Origin of the sequence: Paraburkholderia lebeckiae, from assembly GCF_050436225.1 — a bacterium.
GTDB lineage: Bacteria > Pseudomonadota > Gammaproteobacteria > Burkholderiales > Burkholderiaceae > Paraburkholderia > Paraburkholderia tuberum.
Window position 1 is genome coordinate 2,495,128 of the sequence record NZ_JBNDLU010000002.1, and the last position, 18,082, is coordinate 2,513,209.

The 18,082-nt window shown below is 63.1% G+C and carries 19 protein-coding genes; 13 read left to right on the plus strand and 6 right to left on the minus strand.

Going from position 1 to position 18,082, the window contains the following annotated elements; genetic code table 11:
* The first annotated feature begins 290 nt into the window (after positions 1–290).
* The 9 genes from OKW45_RS26030 (at position 291) to OKW45_RS26070 (ending at position 7,945) form a co-directional block, all read left to right on the plus strand.
* A complete protein-coding gene (locus tag OKW45_RS26030; protein WP_018418624.1) occupies positions 291–1,193 on the plus strand; it encodes a DMT family transporter in 903 nt (300 codons plus the stop codon).
* A 209-nt stretch (positions 1,194–1,402) separates the two neighbouring features.
* Positions 1,403–1,972, plus strand: a complete 570-nt coding sequence (locus tag OKW45_RS26035; RefSeq protein WP_429471950.1) for a TIGR00645 family protein — start codon at positions 1,403–1,405, stop codon at positions 1,970–1,972.
* 51 nt (positions 1,973–2,023) lie between these two features.
* Entirely contained in the window at positions 2,024–3,547 is a 1,524-nt protein-coding gene (locus OKW45_RS26040; protein WP_429471952.1) for a fumarate hydratase, read from the plus strand.
* A 202-nt stretch (positions 3,548–3,749) separates the two neighbouring features.
* On the plus strand, positions 3,750–4,229 hold the full coding sequence (bfr, locus tag OKW45_RS26045; RefSeq protein WP_018418627.1) for a bacterioferritin: 480 nt from the start codon (positions 3,750–3,752) through the stop codon (positions 4,227–4,229).
* Between the two features lie 164 nt (positions 4,230–4,393).
* Complete coding sequence (gene murI / locus OKW45_RS26050; protein WP_429471953.1) at positions 4,394–5,281, plus strand: glutamate racemase; 888 nt, start codon at positions 4,394–4,396, stop codon at positions 5,279–5,281.
* 149 nt (positions 5,282–5,430) lie between these two features.
* Positions 5,431–5,685 (plus strand): (2Fe-2S)-binding protein, encoded by a 255-nt coding sequence (locus OKW45_RS26055; protein ID WP_026225496.1) that lies wholly within the window; start codon positions 5,431–5,433, stop codon positions 5,683–5,685.
* A gap of 326 nt (positions 5,686–6,011) precedes the next feature.
* Positions 6,012–6,749, plus strand: a complete 738-nt coding sequence (locus tag OKW45_RS26060) for an energy transducer TonB (protein WP_018418630.1) — start codon at positions 6,012–6,014, stop codon at positions 6,747–6,749.
* A 28-nt stretch (positions 6,750–6,777) separates the two neighbouring features.
* Positions 6,778–7,509 carry a MotA/TolQ/ExbB proton channel family protein gene (locus tag OKW45_RS26065; RefSeq protein ID WP_018418631.1) on the plus strand — a complete coding sequence of 244 codons (732 nt, stop codon included), beginning with the start codon at positions 6,778–6,780 and terminating at the stop codon, positions 7,507–7,509.
* Positions 7,510–7,525: 16 nt separating this feature from the next.
* Positions 7,526–7,945 carry an ExbD/TolR family protein gene (locus tag OKW45_RS26070; RefSeq protein ID WP_184032602.1) on the plus strand — a complete coding sequence of 140 codons (420 nt, stop codon included), beginning with the start codon at positions 7,526–7,528 and terminating at the stop codon, positions 7,943–7,945.
* A 421-nt stretch (positions 7,946–8,366) separates the two neighbouring features.
* Here the strand turns inward: OKW45_RS26070 and OKW45_RS26075 are convergent, their stop codons facing one another.
* Positions 8,367–9,377, minus strand: coding sequence for a LysR family transcriptional regulator (locus OKW45_RS26075; RefSeq protein ID WP_018418633.1), 1,011 nt, complete (start codon positions 9,375–9,377; stop codon positions 8,367–8,369).
* Positions 9,378–9,499: 122 nt separating this feature from the next.
* Here OKW45_RS26075 and OKW45_RS26080 point away from each other — a divergent pair, with 122 nt between their 5' ends.
* The 4 genes from OKW45_RS26080 to hemP all read left to right on the plus strand — a co-directional run bounded on the left by OKW45_RS26080 (position 9,500) and on the right by hemP (position 11,996).
* Positions 9,500–10,378 carry a pirin family protein gene (locus OKW45_RS26080; RefSeq protein WP_429471955.1) on the plus strand — a complete coding sequence of 293 codons (879 nt, stop codon included), beginning with the start codon at positions 9,500–9,502 and terminating at the stop codon, positions 10,376–10,378.
* 205 nt (positions 10,379–10,583) lie between these two features.
* Positions 10,584–10,982, plus strand: a complete 399-nt coding sequence (locus OKW45_RS26085; protein WP_018418635.1) for an OsmC family protein — start codon at positions 10,584–10,586, stop codon at positions 10,980–10,982.
* Positions 10,983–11,067: 85 nt separating this feature from the next.
* Positions 11,068–11,550 (plus strand): SRPBCC family protein, encoded by a 483-nt coding sequence (locus OKW45_RS26090; protein ID WP_018418636.1) that lies wholly within the window; start codon positions 11,068–11,070, stop codon positions 11,548–11,550.
* A 185-nt stretch (positions 11,551–11,735) separates the two neighbouring features.
* The gene (hemP, locus tag OKW45_RS26095) at positions 11,736–11,996 is read left to right on the plus strand and encodes a hemin uptake protein HemP (RefSeq protein ID WP_184009442.1); all 261 of its coding nucleotides are present in this window, start codon (positions 11,736–11,738) and stop codon (positions 11,994–11,996) included.
* 284 nt (positions 11,997–12,280) lie between these two features.
* On the opposite strand, the gene OKW45_RS26100 is transcribed toward hemP, so the two are convergent.
* The 5 genes from OKW45_RS26100 to uvrB form a co-directional block, all read right to left on the minus strand.
* Entirely contained in the window at positions 12,281–13,690 is a 1,410-nt protein-coding gene (locus tag OKW45_RS26100; RefSeq protein WP_429471957.1) for a 4Fe-4S binding protein, read from the minus strand.
* Complete coding sequence (locus tag OKW45_RS26105) at positions 13,687–14,532, minus strand: FTR1 family iron permease (protein ID WP_018418639.1); 846 nt, start codon at positions 14,530–14,532, stop codon at positions 13,687–13,689. The genes OKW45_RS26100 and OKW45_RS26105 overlap by 4 nt, the downstream gene beginning before the upstream one ends.
* Before the next feature lie 114 nt (positions 14,533–14,646).
* Positions 14,647–14,979, minus strand: coding sequence for a cupredoxin domain-containing protein (locus tag OKW45_RS26110; RefSeq protein ID WP_018418640.1), 333 nt, complete (start codon positions 14,977–14,979; stop codon positions 14,647–14,649).
* A gap of 111 nt (positions 14,980–15,090) precedes the next feature.
* Complete coding sequence (locus OKW45_RS26115; RefSeq protein ID WP_429471959.1) at positions 15,091–15,639, minus strand: iron transporter; 549 nt, start codon at positions 15,637–15,639, stop codon at positions 15,091–15,093.
* A 343-nt stretch (positions 15,640–15,982) separates the two neighbouring features.
* Positions 15,983–18,076, minus strand: coding sequence for an excinuclease ABC subunit UvrB (gene uvrB / locus OKW45_RS26120; protein ID WP_429471961.1), 2,094 nt, complete (start codon positions 18,074–18,076; stop codon positions 15,983–15,985).
* Positions 18,077–18,082: the final 6 nt, after the last annotated feature.

The window sequence follows — 18,082 nt, forward strand, 5'->3', positions numbered from 1 at the left end:
CACGAGCGGCGCTGTCTCCCGCCGCGATGCCGTCCGACGCGTGTGCGTGCGGCATCGCAACATTCCTGCAGGCGGGCGCTCTGCTCAATCGTATCCAGCGTTGAGGCTTAACCATAAGCGCTGCAACTTACCGGCCACTTACGCGCATCATGTTGATCTGCAAGCGAAAACCCTTAGATCGCGAACGCCGTCGACGCGGCCACGCGTTGATCAGACGAGAGGCGCCCGCCTTTACGCTCTCTTGCACGGCCTCTTACAATGCTAACTGAACTAGCCGTCCGGATTCCAGCTTGAATCGCTACGCCCTGCTTCTCATTACCTCGATGCTGCTGGTCGGCAGCAATGTCGGAATCGGTAAATCGATCGTCGCCTTCGTCCCCGTCCCGCTGTTCGCGCTGCTGCGTTTCGTGATCGCGATGGTCGTGCTCTGGCCACTACTGCGTGTGACCAAACTGCGGCGCGTCAAACGCGACGAATGGATCAACCTGTTTTTGCAGGCGCTATTCGGCACCTTCGGCTTCACCCTGCTGATGCTCAACGGCGTCGCGCGCACGAGCGCGGTCGCGGCCGGCGTGATCACGAGCACGATTCCGGCGGTCGTCGCGCTGCTGTCGTGGCTGATCCTGAAGGAGCGGCCGGATGGCCGCGCGCTCGCGTCGATCGTGCTGGCGATCGTCGGCGTCGTCGTCATCAATGTCGCGCACGTCGAAACGGGCGCGAATGCGACGGCCGGCGCCGGCTCGCTCGCGGGCAACTTCATGGTACTTGGCGCCGTGTGCTGCGAATCGCTGTACATCATCCTGTCGCGTCGTCTCACGCAAACGCTCGCGCCGATCGACATCTGCGCGTACACGCATCTGTTCGGCCTGCTGCTGATGCTGCCGCTCGGCGCCGGCGCGCTCGCGCATTTCGACTATCGCGCGGTGCCGTCGAGCGTCTGGATGCTGGTGCTGTGGTATGGGCTGTCGGCCAGCATCTTCTCGTTCTGGCTGTGGATGAAAGGCATCCGTCACGTGCCAGGCAGTCTTGCCGGCGTGTTCAGCGCGGTGCTGCCGGTCGCCGCGGCACTCTACGGCATCGTGTTCCTCGGCGAGCGGCCCACGCTTGCGCACGGCATCGCGCTTGCCTGCGTGGTCGCCGGTATCGGCCTCGCGAGCCTGAAGGCGCGCAGCGTGCCGCCGATCGCATCGTAATTCTGGTGTGGCGGGCGCGCTGCCCGCCGCAAAGCAGCAGATTCGACCGACGCTGTACAATGGCGCGCCTGACGCGAGTCTCGCGCCCCTTCGACGGCCGCGCCCCGCACCGCCGTCGGCGCCTGGCCCCCGTGTTCCGTCACCCGCGCTTCATCTGACCGTTGCCTATGTCCGCTTCGCGACCCGCCTCCGCCCGTCCGCGCCGCCCCATGCGCGCGCTGCCCCACCTCGTTTTCATGAGCCGCTGGCTGCAGGTGCCGCTGTACCTCGGGCTGATCGTCGCGCAGGCGGTCTACGTCGTGTTATTCCTGAAGGAAGTCTGGCATCTGGTCACCGACTCGATGAAGCTCGACGAAACCAGCATCATGCTCGTCGTGCTGGGCCTGATCGACGTGGTGATGATCTCGAACCTGCTGATCATGGTGATCATCGGCGGGTATGAAACGTTTGTATCGCGACTCGGCCTCGACGGTCATCCGGACGAACCGGAATGGCTCGATCACGTGAACGCCGGCGTGCTGAAAGTGAAGCTGTCGATGGCGCTGATCAGCATCTCGTCGATCCATCTGCTGAAGACCTTCATCAGCCCCGACCAGAACACCACGCACACGATCATGTGGCAGGTGATCATCCATGTCGCTTTCCTCGTATCCGCGCTCGTGATGGCGTTTGTCGACCGCCTCACCACGCACACGCACCCCAAGCATCTCGAAGAGCCCGCGGCCTTGCACGCCGTGGGTGGCACCAGAATTTCCACTCCCATGAAGGCGCAAGACTGACCGCACCGCGCTGCGATCCGACAACAAGCGTCAATCCCCACTGAGCTAGCCATGACCGTCATCAAACAGGAAGACCTGATTCAGAGCATCGCTGATTCGCTGCAGTACATCAGCTACTACCATCCGCTCGACTACATCGAAGCGCTCGGCCGCGCGTACGAGCTCGAACAGAGCCCCGCAGCGAAGGACGCGATCGCGCAGATCCTGACCAACAGCCGCATGTGCGCCGAAGGCAAGCGCCCGATCTGCCAGGACACTGGCATCGTCACGGTGTTCGTGAAGGTCGGTATGGACGTGCGTTGGGACGGCGCCACGATGAGCGTCACCGACATGATCAACGAAGGCGTGCGCCGCGGCTATCTGAATCCGGACAACGTGCTGCGCGCATCGATCGTGAGCCCGCCCGAAGGCGCGCGCAAGAACACCAGGGACAACACGCCGGCCGTGATCCACTACGAGATCGTGCCGGGTAACACCGTCGACGTGCAGGTCGCGGCCAAGGGCGGCGGCTCGGAGAACAAGTCGAAGTTCGCGATGCTGAACCCGTCGGACTCGATCGTCGACTGGATCCTGAAGACCGTGCCGACGATGGGCGCGGGCTGGTGCCCGCCGGGCATGCTCGGCATCGGCATCGGCGGCACCGCTGAGAAAGCGATGGTGATGGCGAAGGAATCGCTGATGGACCCGATCGACATTCAGGACGTGATCGCGCGAGGCCCGAAGGACTGGATCGAAGAGCTGCGCGTCGAGTTGCACGAGAAGGTCAACGCGCTCGGTATCGGCGCGCAAGGCCTCGGCGGTCTGTCCACTGTTCTCGACGTGAAGATCATGGCCGCGCCGACGCACGCCGCATCCAAGCCGATCGCGATCATCCCGAACTGCGCGGCGACGCGCCACGCGCACTTCACGCTCGACGGTTCGGGCGTCGCCAAGCTCGAAGCTCCGTCGCTCGACGCATGGCCGAAGGTGCACTGGGAACCGAACACGGAAACCAGCAAGCGCGTCGACCTCAACACGCTGACGCCGGAAGAAGTGGCGGGCTGGAAGCCGGGCCAGACGCTGCTGCTGTCGGGCAAGATGTTGACGGGCCGCGACGCCGCGCACAAGCGCATCGCCGACATGCTCGCGAAGGGCGAGAAGCTGCCGGTCGATTTCACGAACCGCGTGATCTACTACGTCGGCCCGGTCGATCCGGTGCGCGACGAAGCGGTCGGCCCGGCGGGCCCGACCACTGCGACGCGGATGGACAAGTTCACCGAGACGATGCTCGCGCAAACGGGCCTCATTTCGATGATCGGCAAGGCCGAGCGCGGCCCGGTCGCGATCGAGGCGATCAAGAAGCACAAGGCCGCGTATCTGATGGCCGTCGGCGGTGCCGCGTACCTCGTGTCGAAGGCGATCCGCAGCGCGAAGGTGCTCGCGTTCGAAGACCTCGGCATGGAAGCGATCTACGAGTTCGACGTACAGGACATGCCGGTCACGGTCGCCGTCGATTCGAACGGCACCTCCGTGCACCAGACCGGCCCGAAGGAATGGCAAGCCAGGATCGGCAAGATTCCGGTCGCCACGGCTTGATGAGTCGCGATTAACGCTACTCAGGTCAGTCGAAAAGCCGGGGCCGCGATCCCGGCTTTTTCTTTCCGTGCGTCATGCTCGCGCAAGGCGCCGCACGCACGAGGCCGCCAACGCCGCCAAAAGTTGTATCGGATTTCTTGGCTTTTTTGGACATGACGTTTATTGTTGTTGGAAATTCAAGGTCCCCGGAAAAGGAAATAACATGCAAGGCGACAAGAAGGTCATCGAATATCTGAACGCGCAGTTGAAGAACGAACTGACCGCGATCAATCAATACTTCCTGCATGCCCGAATGTACGGTCACTGGGGCCTCGACAAGCTCGGCAAGCACGAGTACGACGAGTCGATCGGCGAAATGAAGCATGCCGACATGCTGATCGAACGGATCTTCATGCTCGACGGTCTGCCGAATCTGCAGGACCTGCACAAGCTGCTGATCGGTGAGGAAACCAAAGAGATCCTCGAATGCGATCTGAAGCTCGAACAGATTTCGCAAGGCACCTGCAAGGAGGCGATTGCCTACTGCGAATCGGTGCGCGATTTCATCTCGCGCGAAATCTTCACGAAGATTCTCGACGACACCGAAGAGCACATCGACTGGCTCGAAACCCAGCTCGATCTGATCGACAAGGTCGGTATCCAGAACTACCAGCAAAGCGCGATGGGCTCGGTCGAGTCCTGATCGAAGCACGCTGAAGCATCCCGCGCGGTAGCGGCACGACGCCTGCCCAGCAGGCATTCGCGCCGGACCGTACCGCACGGGCGATATACTTGCGCGCTTGTTCGCGCCTCACCGTGGTTTCACCCTTTTCCCCGACCGCCACTTCACGCTCGTTTTCTTCGCCTATGCCCGCCCCTTTCCCGTCCCCGACTGTCCGCAGTGTTGCCGCTGGCGCCGCGTCGCAGGCGCCGATCGGCATTTTCGACTCGGGGCTCGGCGGCCTGTCCGTGCTGCGCGCGGTGCGCGCGCAACTGCCTGACGAGGCGTTGCTGTATGTCGCCGATTCGCTGTACGCGCCCTACGGCGAGCGCGACGACGACTTCATCACCGACCGCACGCTGGCCATCGGCGAATGGCTAGCCGCACAAGGCGCGAAGGCGCTGGTGGTCGCGTGCAATACGGCAACCGCGCAGTCGATCGCGCTGGTGCGCGAAAAGCTGCCGATTCCGCTCGTCGGCGTCGAGCCGGGTGTCAAGCCCGCCGCGCTGCAATCGAAAAGCCGCGTCGCCGGCGTGTTGGCGACCCAGGCGACACTGCGCAGCGCCCGCTTCCAGGGGCTGCTCGAACGCTACGCCGTCGATTGCCGCTTTCTGTGCCAGCCCGGCCACGGGCTCGTGCAGGCGGTCGAGCGCTGCGACGTCGGCTCGGCCGATCTGCACGCACTGCTGCGCAGCTACCTGGAACCGATGCTCGACGCGGGCGCCGACACGCTGGTGCTAGGCTGCACCCATTACCCCTTTCTCGACGCGGCGATCCGCGACATCGTCGGCGAGCGGCTCGCGCTGATCGACACGAGCGTGGCGATCGCGCGTCAGCTCGAACGCGTGCTCGAGCAGCACGGCCTGCGCGCCGCCGCGTCGGCCGAGGTCACGCCGCTGCCGCGCTTCTACTCCACCGACGACGGCATCCATCAGCAGCAACTCGCCGCCACGCTGCTGCGGATCGAGGCCGCGGTCGAGCAGGTATCGATACCGTCGCGCCGCACGGCCGCATCGGATTCTCGCGCCGCCTAGAGCCGGCAACCGGCGCGCTTCCCGCCCTTCCTTCCAACGAAATCCATTCTAAGAGACTGGTTTTGTTACAAAAAATCGCATAGGACGCTTGCCAAACGAACCAAACAAAATGATAATAATTCGCATTAACGTTAGCTATGACGCCTGCCATGATCGTCTGTGTCTGCAAATCCGTATCCGACCGCACAATCCGCTCCTCGATTGCGGACGGCATCGACTCGTTCGACGAGTTGCAGTTTGAACTCGGCGTCGCCTCGTGCTGCGGCAAATGCGAGGAATCCGTGCGTGAAGTGATGCTGCAAAGCGGCGTGTGCGCGAGCCGTTGCGGCGTGGTCGAGCATCGGCAGGTGCAGAGCGTCGCCGAGGTCGTGCAAGTCGCATTCTACGAGCGCAAGGCCGCCTGAGCTCAGCTAGCACGGCCCGTGCAAGCCGTGTCGGTGCGTCTAAAAGCCCTCTGCTTCACGCACGTTTAATGTAACGCTCGATGCGACGTTGAATGTGCCGGATGTTTGCAACACAACCGCAGTACTGTCCGCCGTACTGCGTTATCCCACTGCCGTCAGCAAGCCAGTACTCGTACCAGCCAGCTACCCCGCGCCCCTTCGAAAGGAGTTCGAGATGGAATTGCTGATTGGTTTCGTGATTACCTTGTTCATTTCGCTGCTGATTTTCCGAACATGACGATGTCCTGTCTGACGCGCCGCCCGCACGGTGCGCTGCCCCACTGACCATGCAGGCTCCGCATCCCGTTTCCGCCGGCGCCCCGCTGGCGTCGTCCACCCGACCGAATTCCCGCGCGCTGACGGCCACTTCCGTAGTCGCCGCGGTTCACGTCGCTCTGCTCGCCGTGATCATGACGCTGCGTCACGAGCCTGTGCCGGTCGCGCTCGAATCGCACGTGATGACCGCCGAACTGCTGCCGCCCGCGCCGCTCGCCGCGCCGGTCGCGCTGCAATCGATCGCTCCGCCGCCGCCCCGGCCAACACCGCCGGTCCATACGAGGCCGAAAGCCCAGCCAAAGCCGACTCCCACGCCCAAGCCGACGCCAACTCCGTTGCCACAGGCCGCTGCGCCATCGCCGACGCCGGTCGCGGCGCCCGATCCGACGCCGCCCGCGCCCGCCGCGCCGGGGACACCGCCCGCCGCGGCAGCGCCCGCGATCGGCAAACCGACAATGGAAATCAGCGCGCCGAAAAACGTGTCGCACCTCGATTGCAATATCACCCAGCCCGAATACCCGGCTCTATCGCGGCGCCGCGGCGAATCCGGCACCGCGTACGTGCACTTCGTCGTCGGTCTGAGCGGCAAGCTCGAGAACATCGAGTTGAAGAAAAGCAGCGGCTTTAGCCGTCTCGACGACGCGGCCGTCGCCGCCGTACGCGCGAGCGCCTGCAAACCGTATCTCGAGAACGGCGAGCCCGTCAGGGCCGCGTACACCCAGCCTTTCAACTTCAATCTGACCGACTGAAGCAAGATTTCAAAAACAAGGAATTGCAATGCAAAACTACGGATTGGCACACGTGTGGGCGCAAGGGGATTTCGTGACGCGCGGTATCGCGCTCGCGCTATTGATCATGTCGGTGATGTCGTGGAGCGTGATCGTCGTCAAAGGCTGGAACGTGATGCGCCTGAAGCGCCTGACGAAGAACGCCGAGCAGGCGTTCTGGCATTCGGACGATCTCGCCGACGGCGTGAAGAAGCTCGGCGGCGGCGCCTCGACGCCGCATGACAACCCGTTCCTCGCGCTCGCGCTGTCGGGCCAGGAAGCGGCCGACCATCATCACCAGACGCAGCCGCATCTGCACGACCGCATGGACGTGTCGGACTGGATCACGCGCTGCCTGAAGGACACGATGGACGAAAGCGTCGCGCGGATGCAGAGCGGTCTCGCGATTCTCGCGTCGATCGGCAGCACCGCGCCGTTCGTCGGCCTGTTCGGCACCGTGTGGGGCATCTATCACGCGCTGCTCGCGATCGGCGCGAGCGGCCAGTCGTCGATCGACCAGGTCGCCGGCCCGGTCGGCGAGGCGCTGATCATGACCGCGTTTGGTCTGTTCGTCGCGATTCCGGCCGTGCTCGGCTACAACGCGCTGACGCGCGCCAACAAGGCGATCGTCGCGAAGCTGAGCCGCTTCGCGCACGGGCTGCATGCGTTCTTCGTAACGGGTGCCCGTCTGTCGTCGACCAGGCGCGGCGACGGCCTGCGTCTCGCAACCCGCGCCAACTGATCGACGAGGCATTCCAATGGCAATGAGCCCTTTCGCCGGAGACGATGACGACGGCCTGATGAACGAAATCAACATGACGCCGCTCGTCGACGTGATGCTGGTTCTGCTGATCGTCTTCATGGTGACGATTCCGGTGATCCGTCACGCGGTCAAGATCGATCTGCCGCACGCGAGCAGTCAGAAGGAAGACACGAAGCCCGCGCAGGTGACGGTATCGATCGACGCGGACGGCAACGTGCTGTGGGACAGCACCAAGGTCGACGATGCGGCGCTCGCCGCGAAGATCGCCGCGGCCGCTCAGGCGAGCCCGCAACCGGAGTTGCATCTCGATGCGGACCGCAAGGTGCCGTACGAGAAGGTCGCGCAGGTGATGTCGGCCGCGCAGGCTGGCGGACTGACGAAGATTGGTTTCGTCACGCAGCCCAAAGCGAAGTAAACGGTAACGTGGCACGCGGAGCAGCGCGCTCGTCCACGGGAAAACCCCTTTAAACAGGGCCAAAAAGTAAAAGGCCTTCATCGTCGGATGAAGGCCTTTTTTTTGCGCACTCGGCGCCTTCGGGCGGCGGGATCATTTGCCATCGGCCGAAGACTGATAGCTTTTATCACCGCATGCGAGGGCCGTGGTCGACACGGACAACGCGGTCAGCCCTATCAGGCCCGCTATGATAGCGGCCATGAGTTTTCGCATAGGACACTCCTTAGCGAAAGGGATTTCACTATATGCCTGTGTGTGCGCGCATTCAAGCACGCGGCCATTGAAAGTAATCATGACAGGCCGCGCTTAAATGCTAAAAACGATTTGCGAAGCGCGCTAGCGGCCCGCGGCGCATCGTGCCCCCTTGACTTGCCACAGAGCCTTATGAAACCGCCGCCGACACAGCGGAGGAAGCCCTCGCCACCGATCCCTGCGCCGCCGCTTTTTCGGCGCGCTCAGGACACTCGCCGATGATGTGCTTGCCCTCATCCGGATCGAGCATCTCGACAAGATAATCGACGAACGCGCGCACGGCCGGCACCATCCCCTGACGCGACACGAACACCGCGTACAACTGCGGCGTCGGAAAACTCCAGCCCGGCATCACGGGCGACAACTGCCCCGCTCTCAACGCGGCTCCATACATCATCTCCGGCAATGCGGCGATGCCAACGCCGGCGAGCACCGCCTCGCGAATCGTCATCAGATCGGCGGTCACGAGGCGCGGCTCGTGTTCGTGAGCATGGCGCGTGCCGTCGGGCGAGATCAGGTTGTACACGTGGCGGCCGTCGCTCGTCGGCACGTCGAGTGTTTCGAAGCGGTTCAGGTCGGCCGGCGTCAGCGGCGGCGCATTCTGCTGCAGCAGGCTCGGCGCGCCGACCAGCATCTGCTCGGTGCGCCACAGCGGCCGCACGACGATGTTAGCGCTTTCCGGCGGATCCGAACGCACGCGCAGTGCGACGTCGATCGAATCCTCGAACAGATCGACCACGCGATTCGTCACGCGCATCACGACGCGCACCTCCGGAAAGCGGTGCATGAATTCCGGCAGGATCGTCGACATAATCGTCTGCGAGATCGTGACCGGCACGCTGACGCGCACCGTGCCGCGCGGCGACGAGCGCAGCTGCTGCACGACATTGACCGCCGCCTGCGCTTCGCTGAGCATCGCCTGACAGTGCTGGTAGAACAGCTGCCCCGCTTCGGTCAGCGCCAGCTTGCGCGTGGAACGCTGCAACAGACGCACGCCGAGCGAGGCCTCCAGCTCCGTGAGGCGACGCGACAGGCGCGACTTCGAGATGCCCAGCACCCGCTCGGCGGCCGAAAATCCGCCATGTTCGACGACCTGCGAAAAGTACATGAGGTCGTTCAGATTGTGTGAATCGATCTTCATCTCATCGTTCCATGAACAGAACAATCCATTGCTGAGGGACGGCTGGCACCGCCAAAAACGGTCCCTATAATAGCCCCATGTTTCAGAAATGACGCTATTCCCCATTTTTCGAGGTGATATTGATGACTACGTCACGCACGATCGAACGCACGTTCCCGTCGGTTCGCACGGTGGAGGGCGGCGGATTTATCGTTTATCGACCGTTTCCGACTCGTCTGCTGATGGACTTCGATCCGTTCCTGCTGCTCGACGAAATGGGGCCGGTCGACTATGCGCCAGGCGAGGCCATCGGCGCGCCCGATCATCCGCATCGCGGCTTCGAGACGGTCACCTATGTGCTCGAGGGCCAGTTCGGCCACAAGGATTCGGCGGGCCATTCCGGCACGCTGCACGCGGGTGACGTGCAATGGATGACCGCGGGCGCGGGCGTCGTGCATAGCGAAATGCCGGACCCGGAATTCACGCGCACCGGCGGTCGCGTGCACGGCCTGCAGCTATGGGTGAACCTGCCGCGTCGCGACAAGATGATCGCTCCGCGTTATCAGGAAATCCCGTCGGCACGCATTCCGGTCGCGACGTCCGAAGACGGTCAGGTGCGCGTGAAGGTCATCGCGGGCGAAGCGCTCGGCGTCAAGGCCGCGATCGAAACGCGTACGCCGATCCTGTATCAGCATTTCTCGTTGCAGCCGGGCGCGACGATCCGCCAGCCGGTACCGGCCGACTATCGCGTGTTCGCGTACGGGCTGTCCGGCAAGGGCGTGTATGGCGAAGGCGACGCGCGCGCGGACATCGACGCGCGCACGATGGTGGTGTTCGCCAACGACGGCGACGCGGTGACCATCACGGCCGGCGACGAACCGCTCGAAGTGCTGCTGCTCGGCGGCGTGCCGCTGAAGGAACCGGTGGTGCGCTATGGCCCCTTCGTGATGAATACCGAAGACGAAATCCGTCAGGCGGTGATCGACTATCAGGCCGGGCGGATGGGCGCGATCACGCACTGACAGGCGAGCGCGTACCGCGCGTTTGTCTCGCCTGTCGGCGCGAGGCGAAGCTTGCCACCAGCCATGCGCGCGCCGCCAAATCACCCGCCTCGGGGCGCGAACGCCGGTAAATTCGTTCACAATATCGGCTCATGTCGCGCGGCCCGCGTCGATTTCAACAGTCCGCGGCGCGCGACGTTATTTGATCCCTATCAGAGGAGCGCGCATGGCAGAGTCCACCGTCACCGCCCACATCGGTTCGACGAATTTCCAGGTCGTGTTCGATGACGGCAAGCATACCTGGCTTGCCGACGAACCCGAATCGCTAGGCGGCGGCGACCGCGGCCCGACGCCGGTCTCGCTGCTGCTGTCGAGCCTCGGCGCTTGTACGTCGATCACGCTAAAGATGTACGCGCAGCGCAAGGGCTGGCCGCTCGCGGGCGTACGGGTCAAACTGTCGATGGAAACCGGCGACGCAGGTTCGACGATCGACCGTCAGATCATGCTCGATGGCGAACTCTCCGGCGAGCAGCGGGAACGGCTTTTGCAAATTGCCAATGCGTGCCCGGTGCACAAGATCCTCACGCACACGATCTCGATCCGCTCCGCGCTCGCGGTCGCTTAAAAGCCGCAGCAAACGAGCATAGGACGGTCGGACGCCGTCCGTTCGGGTCACGAGTATTGCAATATTTTCATAGGACGCAGTCGTCTTGAATTTCGAACACCTTATTCAGATCAACGATCCGTTGAATCCCTTCGTCGAATCGATGACCCGCGAGCAGCTGTGGCAAGGGCTCGTGCTGCGCGCCGAGCAGCCGCAACTGTTCGTGATCGGTCTCGACAGTTGCACGATCCTGTCGCGCGACGGCAATGTTCTCGAGCGTGAGTTGCACTACGGCCACGCCACTGTGCGCGATCGCGTCACCCTGCAGGAAACTGAAAGCGTGCGCTACGACATCCTGCCGACCGCCGAGCACGTCGGCGGCTCCCTGACGATGACGATCGAGCAGCCCGATGAGTTGCAGCTGTTCCTGCGCTTCGAGTACGCGACGACGCTGCCCGTCTCGACCGACCAGGACGCCGTGCAGACGCAGGAGATCGTCAAGTCCGCATATCGCGAGAACGATATCGATACGGTGCGGCTGATCCGTCAGTACGTCGGGGCCAGGCAGGAACCGGGACCGTTACACTGAGATACCGCGCGGGCGCCCTGCCCACGCTGTCGCGGGACCATGTCCAGGATGGCCTCCAGAGTCGCCGTCCAGACGAACTTTCATTCAGCTATCAGAAGTCGGATTCGATCAATTTCTCAATCTTGTAAATACGAATAGTTATCATTTAGAATGATCACATCGAATCGACGAACAAGCTAAAACGAATGACCGATATGACTCGCTCCTCCACGCTCAGCCTGCGCCGCTCGTCCGCCGCGCTAACCAGCCGCCCGAAATCGTCGACGACGGCCGCGCCCGCAGCGAAACCCGGCGCGGAACGCACCGCCGGCCAAGGCGAGACGTCGGAACGGGTCGTGCGCAGCGACGCGCTGCTGCAAGGCCATAGTCATATCAGCATCGTGCACAACGGCGACACGTATCAACTGCGTGCAACGCGCCTCGGCAAGCTGATCCTGACGAAGTAGCAAGACACGAGGTAAGTACCGGGTATTGTGGGGACCACCTCCCAGAGAGGTGTTAGGCATTAGCCAGCCATGACGGCTTGCACGCGAGAACTAGACCCCTTCGTGCAGACACAAGCCAGCCGTCGCAGCAAGCCAGGCCGCTTTTTTGGTTCTCGCTCGAAAGCCGATGCGCGCAACGGCGTACATCGCTGAAAATGAAAATGAAAAAGCCGTGGGATGCCACCATCCCACGGCTTTTTTGTTTGCGCTTGCGCCTGCGTTCGCACCGGACACAGGCTAAAGACTTACTTCGAGGCCCAGCCCCAGAACATCAGCCACCACGCGCTATTGACGACCGCCAGCGCCGCGACGAACCACAGCATCGCCAGCGCGCGTTGCACGAAGCGCTCGCTGTAGCGGCGCGTGACGAGCCACGCGAGCCATGCGCTCCACGCGCTCGCAATCACGAGAATTGCGATGCGCAGATCCGACGCCCACCACAGCGACACGTGCTCGGCGCGCAGCAGCGACAGCGTCGTCGCCGACAAACCAAGGAATACGCCCGCGCCGGCGATCGGAATCAGCCCCTGCGTCAAGTGATGCAGCCGCGTTGCGTCGAAGCGCCCGAGCATGCGCGTCGCGCCCGTCAGCAACAGCAGCAGCGCGGTGCCGTAGACAAGCGCCGTCGACAGGATGTAGCCGATCAGCAGCGAGCCGTCGAGCCATGAGAACACGTCGTTCTGGTCGGGGTAATGCGTGAACAGGAACCACGGCGCGTTGGTGTCGAGCGGCCATGTGATGTCGCGATCGACGAGCCACGTCGCGGCGAACATCTTCAGGTCGATGAACCAGCGCGACGCGGTCCAGTGGAACGCGCCGATCGCGATGCCGAGCAGGCCATACAGGATCAGCGCGGTGTCCCACGGGTTCGCGTTTTTGTCGCCCAACTGCACGACCTCGGTCGACGGCTTGCGCCATGTCAGCGCAATCGCATCGCGGTGTCCGCTGCAGCGGCCGCACATATGGCAGTCCGCCGCGCCCTTCATGTTGCGCAACGGCACGAGCGGCGCGCAGTTGATCGGAATCACGCGATGCCCATGCTCGCCGTTCGTGTACGAGCGGCGCCACGCGTCTTCGTCGACCTTGTAGTGAAACGGCGCGAGCCGTGACAGAAGCGAAAAAACCCCGTTGACCGGGCACAGGTATTTGCACCAGACGCGCTTCTCGCGTCCGTATAGCAGACCGATCACGATTGCCGCGAAGGTCGAGCCGCCGAGTACCAGCAACACCGCTTTCGGATACTGGTAAACGCTCACCATCTGCCCGTAGATCGTCGTGATGCCGAACGCGACGAACGGCCAGCCGCCCCAGCGCATCCAATGCGGAATCGCGCGGCCGCGGCCGAATTTGCTCGCGAATTCGGCGAGCGCGCCCTCCGGACACAGCACGCCGCACCAGACGCGGCCGAGCATCACCATCGACAGCAACACGAACGGCCACCAGATGCCCCAGAACACGAACTGCGCGGCGAGCGTCAGGTTGTTCCACAGATGCGCGGTGTCGTCAGGCAGCGGCATCAGCGCGGGCACGACGATCAGGAACGCATACACCGCGACCACGACCCACTGGATGCCGCGAATCACCGCGCCGTGGCGCTGCATCCACTGGCCGGCCGCCGCGAGGCGGCCCGGCCGGGAAGCCATCACGGCGCTCATGCCGCGCGCCCTGCCGTCTGCTGCGCGGGCTTGCGACTGGCGCGGCGCACGAGCAGATAAACGACCGCCCAATACACGGCGTAGGCGAGCAGATTCATCAGCGCCGGATGCGCGCGGTAGCCGGTCAGTGTCGCGACGAGCGAACCGAAGGTGCTCGAGTCATCGAGAATCGCCGACGAATTCCACAGCTGGCCGACGAGCGTCGGCAGGATTTCCTTGTCGATCAGCTTGTCGACGCCGGTCTGGAACAGCCCCGCGCCGAGGAACAGCAGCATGATTTCGGTGACGCGAAAAAAGAGCCGCCACGAAATGATCTTGCCGCCGAGCTGCAACACGTAGAAGGTCAGGAACGCAAGCGCGAGACCGATCACGACAGCGAGCATCTGACTGCCGTCGACATGACCCGACTGGCCGAAGCCGAGACCGTACAGGAAGATCACGGTTTCGCTGCCTTCGCGCGCGATCGCCAGTGCGACCAGCAGCGCCACGCCCCACCAGTTCGCATCGCGCTGGCTCTTTTGCAGCGACTGTTCCATGTCGCGCTTCAGCGTGCGGCCGTGCTGCTTCATCCACAGCACCATCTGCACGATCAGCGCGCAGGCGATGAGCACCATCGCGGTCTGGAAGTAATCCTGCGCGTCACCAGAGAGCACCTCGGTGAAGCCCACCAGCGCCGCGCCGAGCGCCACCGCCGCGATTACGCCGGCCGCCACGCCGCCCCACAGGTACGGCAAGCCGCGGCGGGCGTCGTCGTCGCCGTTTTTCAACCACGCGTACAGGATGCCGACGACCAGCAGCGCCTCGACGCTTTCCCGCCACACGATGAACAGAATCTGACCCATTCAAGCTCTCCCTTCGATCCTTCTACTGCCCGCTTCCGTTGCCTCGCGCGACCGACTGCGCCCGCTTGCCGTGGCGAGTTCGCGTTCGCGTTCGCATTCGATCGAGACCACTGCTTACTTCGCGACGATCACGCCCTGCGCCTGCTGGTGAAAGTCGTCGAAAAACTTGTATTCGCCCGGCTCCAGCGGAGCGATCACGACGAACGAATCGGCGCCGGGCGCCAGAACCTTCTCTTTACGCAACTGCACGCTTTCGAATTCGGCCGCGCCCTTGCCGGTGTTGCGTACTTCGATCTTGATACGCTGGCCTGCCGGCACTTCGATGCGGGCCGGGTTCAGTTTGCCGTCGTTCATTTCGAGCTTGAAGGTCGGCAGGTCGGCTGCATGAGCCGTGGCCGCCAGGCAAAACGTGGCGGCAAGCATCGCGATCTTTCGGTTGATTCTCATTGCCCTTTCCGGAAAACGCGACGCGCCAACGCCAGATATGACTCCGACTGTCCGCGCGCCGTCTGCTGCATTCACTGATACGTTGAGCGACGCATTGGCACCGCGCGCCGATCAGTAACCGCCCTTCTTGCCGATGCCAGCGAAGGTGAAGTCGTATTCGAGCGTGATTGGCTTGAACCACGGACCCACGCCGGTTTCCTTGTCGACGTGGCGGCCGAACGCCATGTGGCCCATCTGCATCGGCGGTTCGACGATCAGCTTCAGGTGATACTTGCCCGGGCCTTGCAGCTTGACGTTGTCGCCGTAGTGCGGACCATCGTTCGCGACCATCGGCATCAGGTCGCCCTTCACCGGCTGGTTCGAGCCGGCCTTCGTCAGTTCGTAGTGCACCTGCAGATACGGCATCCAGTCCCCTTCGGCGAAACCGGTCGGATTGTTCTTGACCGCGTGGATGTCGGACTCGAGGTGAATGTCCGAATCCGACGCCTTGCGCATCATGCCTTCGGGTTCCATCGTGATCGGCTGCAGATAAACCGCGCCGATTTCCATGCCGCCCTGGATCTGCTGTTTGCCGATCGGATATTCGGCGGCCGAGGCCGACAGCGCCGCGACAGCAGCTACCGCTGCCGCGCCACCGCGCACAAAGGAAGAAATCCGCATTGAAGCTCCTTGTTTCTATCAGACTGGATCGATTTCATTGAAACACTGCGGTCGCAAGTCAGATGTAAATTTAAATGCGAACCATTCTCAATATTGGGCGAGTTTATCATCGATCGTTGACGAGAACAAACCTGTCAGCACGCTCTGCCTAATGACAGCAGGGTCTTAAGGTCCGCTTAAGAAAACCTTCGTGCGGGGGGAGGAAACAGAACAGAATTAGTCACAGCCAAGGCGTCCCGCGCCAACGGCTTCACCGGCAGCTTGAGCGCCGGCTGATGTGAACAGGCGCGGCGAATGGCCGCGCCCTTTCGTGGTGGACAAAAGCGGTGGAGGGACGCGTTAGTTATTCGACGCCCGACACGTGGTCGCCGACGTTCGCGCCGAACACGCGCTGACGCAGCAGCGCTAGCTGGTCGCGGGTCTGCGCGGCCTTCTCGAATTCGAGATTCTTCGCGTGCTCCATCATCTGCTTTTCGAGACGCTTGAGCTCCTTGGCGAGCTGCTTCTCGGACATGTCCTCGAACTTCGCGCGGGCTTGCTGTTCCTTCAACTCGGCGCGCGCTTCGTCGACGTTGTACACGCCATCGATGATGTCGCGAATCCGTTTCACGACGCCGCGCGGCGTAATGCCGTGCGCGGCGTTGAACGCGATCTGCTTCGCACGGCGCCGCTCGGTTTCGTCGATCGCGCGACGCATCGAGTCCGTGATGTTGTCCCCGTACAGAATCGCCTTGCCGTTCACGTTACGCGCCGCCCGGCCGATGGTCTGGATCAGCGAACGCTCGGCGCGCAGGAAGCCTTCCTTGTCCGCGTCGAGAATCGCGACGAGAGATACCTCGGGAATATCGAGCCCCTCGCGCAGCAGGTTGATGCCGACCAGCACGTCGAACGCGCCGAGACGCAGATCGCGGATGATTTCGACGCGCTCGACCGTGTCGATGTCGCTATGCAGATAGCGCACCTTGATGCCGTGGTCGGCCAGGAACTCGGTGAGCTGCTCGGCCATCCGCTTGGTCAGCGTCGTGACCAGCACGCGGTCGCCGGCCTTGATGCGCTCGTTGATCTCGCCAAGCACGTCGTCGACCTGGCTGCGCGCCGGCCGCACCTCGATTTCAGGATCGACGAGGCCGGTCGGCCGCACCAGCTGTTCGGCGACCTGCCCCGCGGTCCTCTTCTCGTAATCGGCGGGCGTCGCCGACACGAACACGACCTGGCGCATCTTGCGCTCGAACTCGTTGAACTTGAGCGGCCGGTTGTCGAGCGCCGACGGCAGCCGGAAGCCGTAGTCGACGAGGTTTTCCTTGCGCGCGCGGTCGCCGTTGTACATGCCGTTCAGCTGGCCAATCAGCACGTGCGATTCGTCGAGCATCATGATCGCGTCGGGCGGCAGGTAATCGACGAGCGTCGGCGGCGGCTCGCCCGGCGCCGAGCCCGAGAAGTGCCGCGAATAGTTCTCGATGCCCTTGCAGAAACCAAGCTCCTGCAGCATTTCGAGGTCGAAGCGGGTGCGCTGCTCGAGGCGCTGCGCCTCGACGAGCTTGCCTTGGCTATAGAAGAATTCGAGGCGCTCGCGCAGCTCGGCCTTGATCGTTTCGACGGCGCGCAGCACGGTGTCGCGCGGGGTCACGTAGTGCGACGACGGATACACGGTAAAGCGCGGAATCTTCTGTCGCACGCGGCCGGTGAGCGGATCGAATAGCTGCAGTGTTTCGATTTCGTCGTCGAACAACTCGACGCGCACCGCCATCTCAGCGTGCTCGGCCGGGAAGATATCGATGGTGTCGCCGCGCACGCGGAACGAGCCGCGCTGGAAATCGGCTTCGTTGCGGCTGTACTGCATCGCGATCAGCCGCGCGATGACGTCGCGCTGGCCGAGCCGGTCGCCGGTGCGCAACGTCAGGATCATCCGGTGGTATTCGGACGGATTGCCGATACCGTAAATCGCAGACACTGTCGCGACGATCACCACGTCGCGTCGCTCCATCAGGCTCTTGGTCGCCGATAGCCGCATCTGCTCGATATGCTCGTTGATCGACGAGTCTTTCTCGATGAACAGATCGCGCTGCGGCACATACGCTTCCGGCTGGTAGTAGTCGTAGTACGAGACGAAGTACTCGACCGCGTTGCGCGGAAAGAACTCGCGGAACTCCGAATACAGCTGCGCGGCGAGCGTCTTGTTCGGCGCGAACACGATCGCCGGGCGGCCGAGCCGCGCGATCGTGTTGGCCATCGTGAAAGTCTTGCCGGAGCCAGTCACGCCGAGCAGCGTCTGGAACGCGAGACCGTCGCCGACGCCTTCGACGAGCGTGTCGATGGCCGTGGGCTGGTCGCCGGCGGGCAGATACGGCTGGTAGAGCTTGAACGGTGAACCTTCGAACGTGATGAATTTTGATTCGTCGAGCGTATCGTCGGCTTCAGTCAGATGGTGTTCGGACATGAGGGC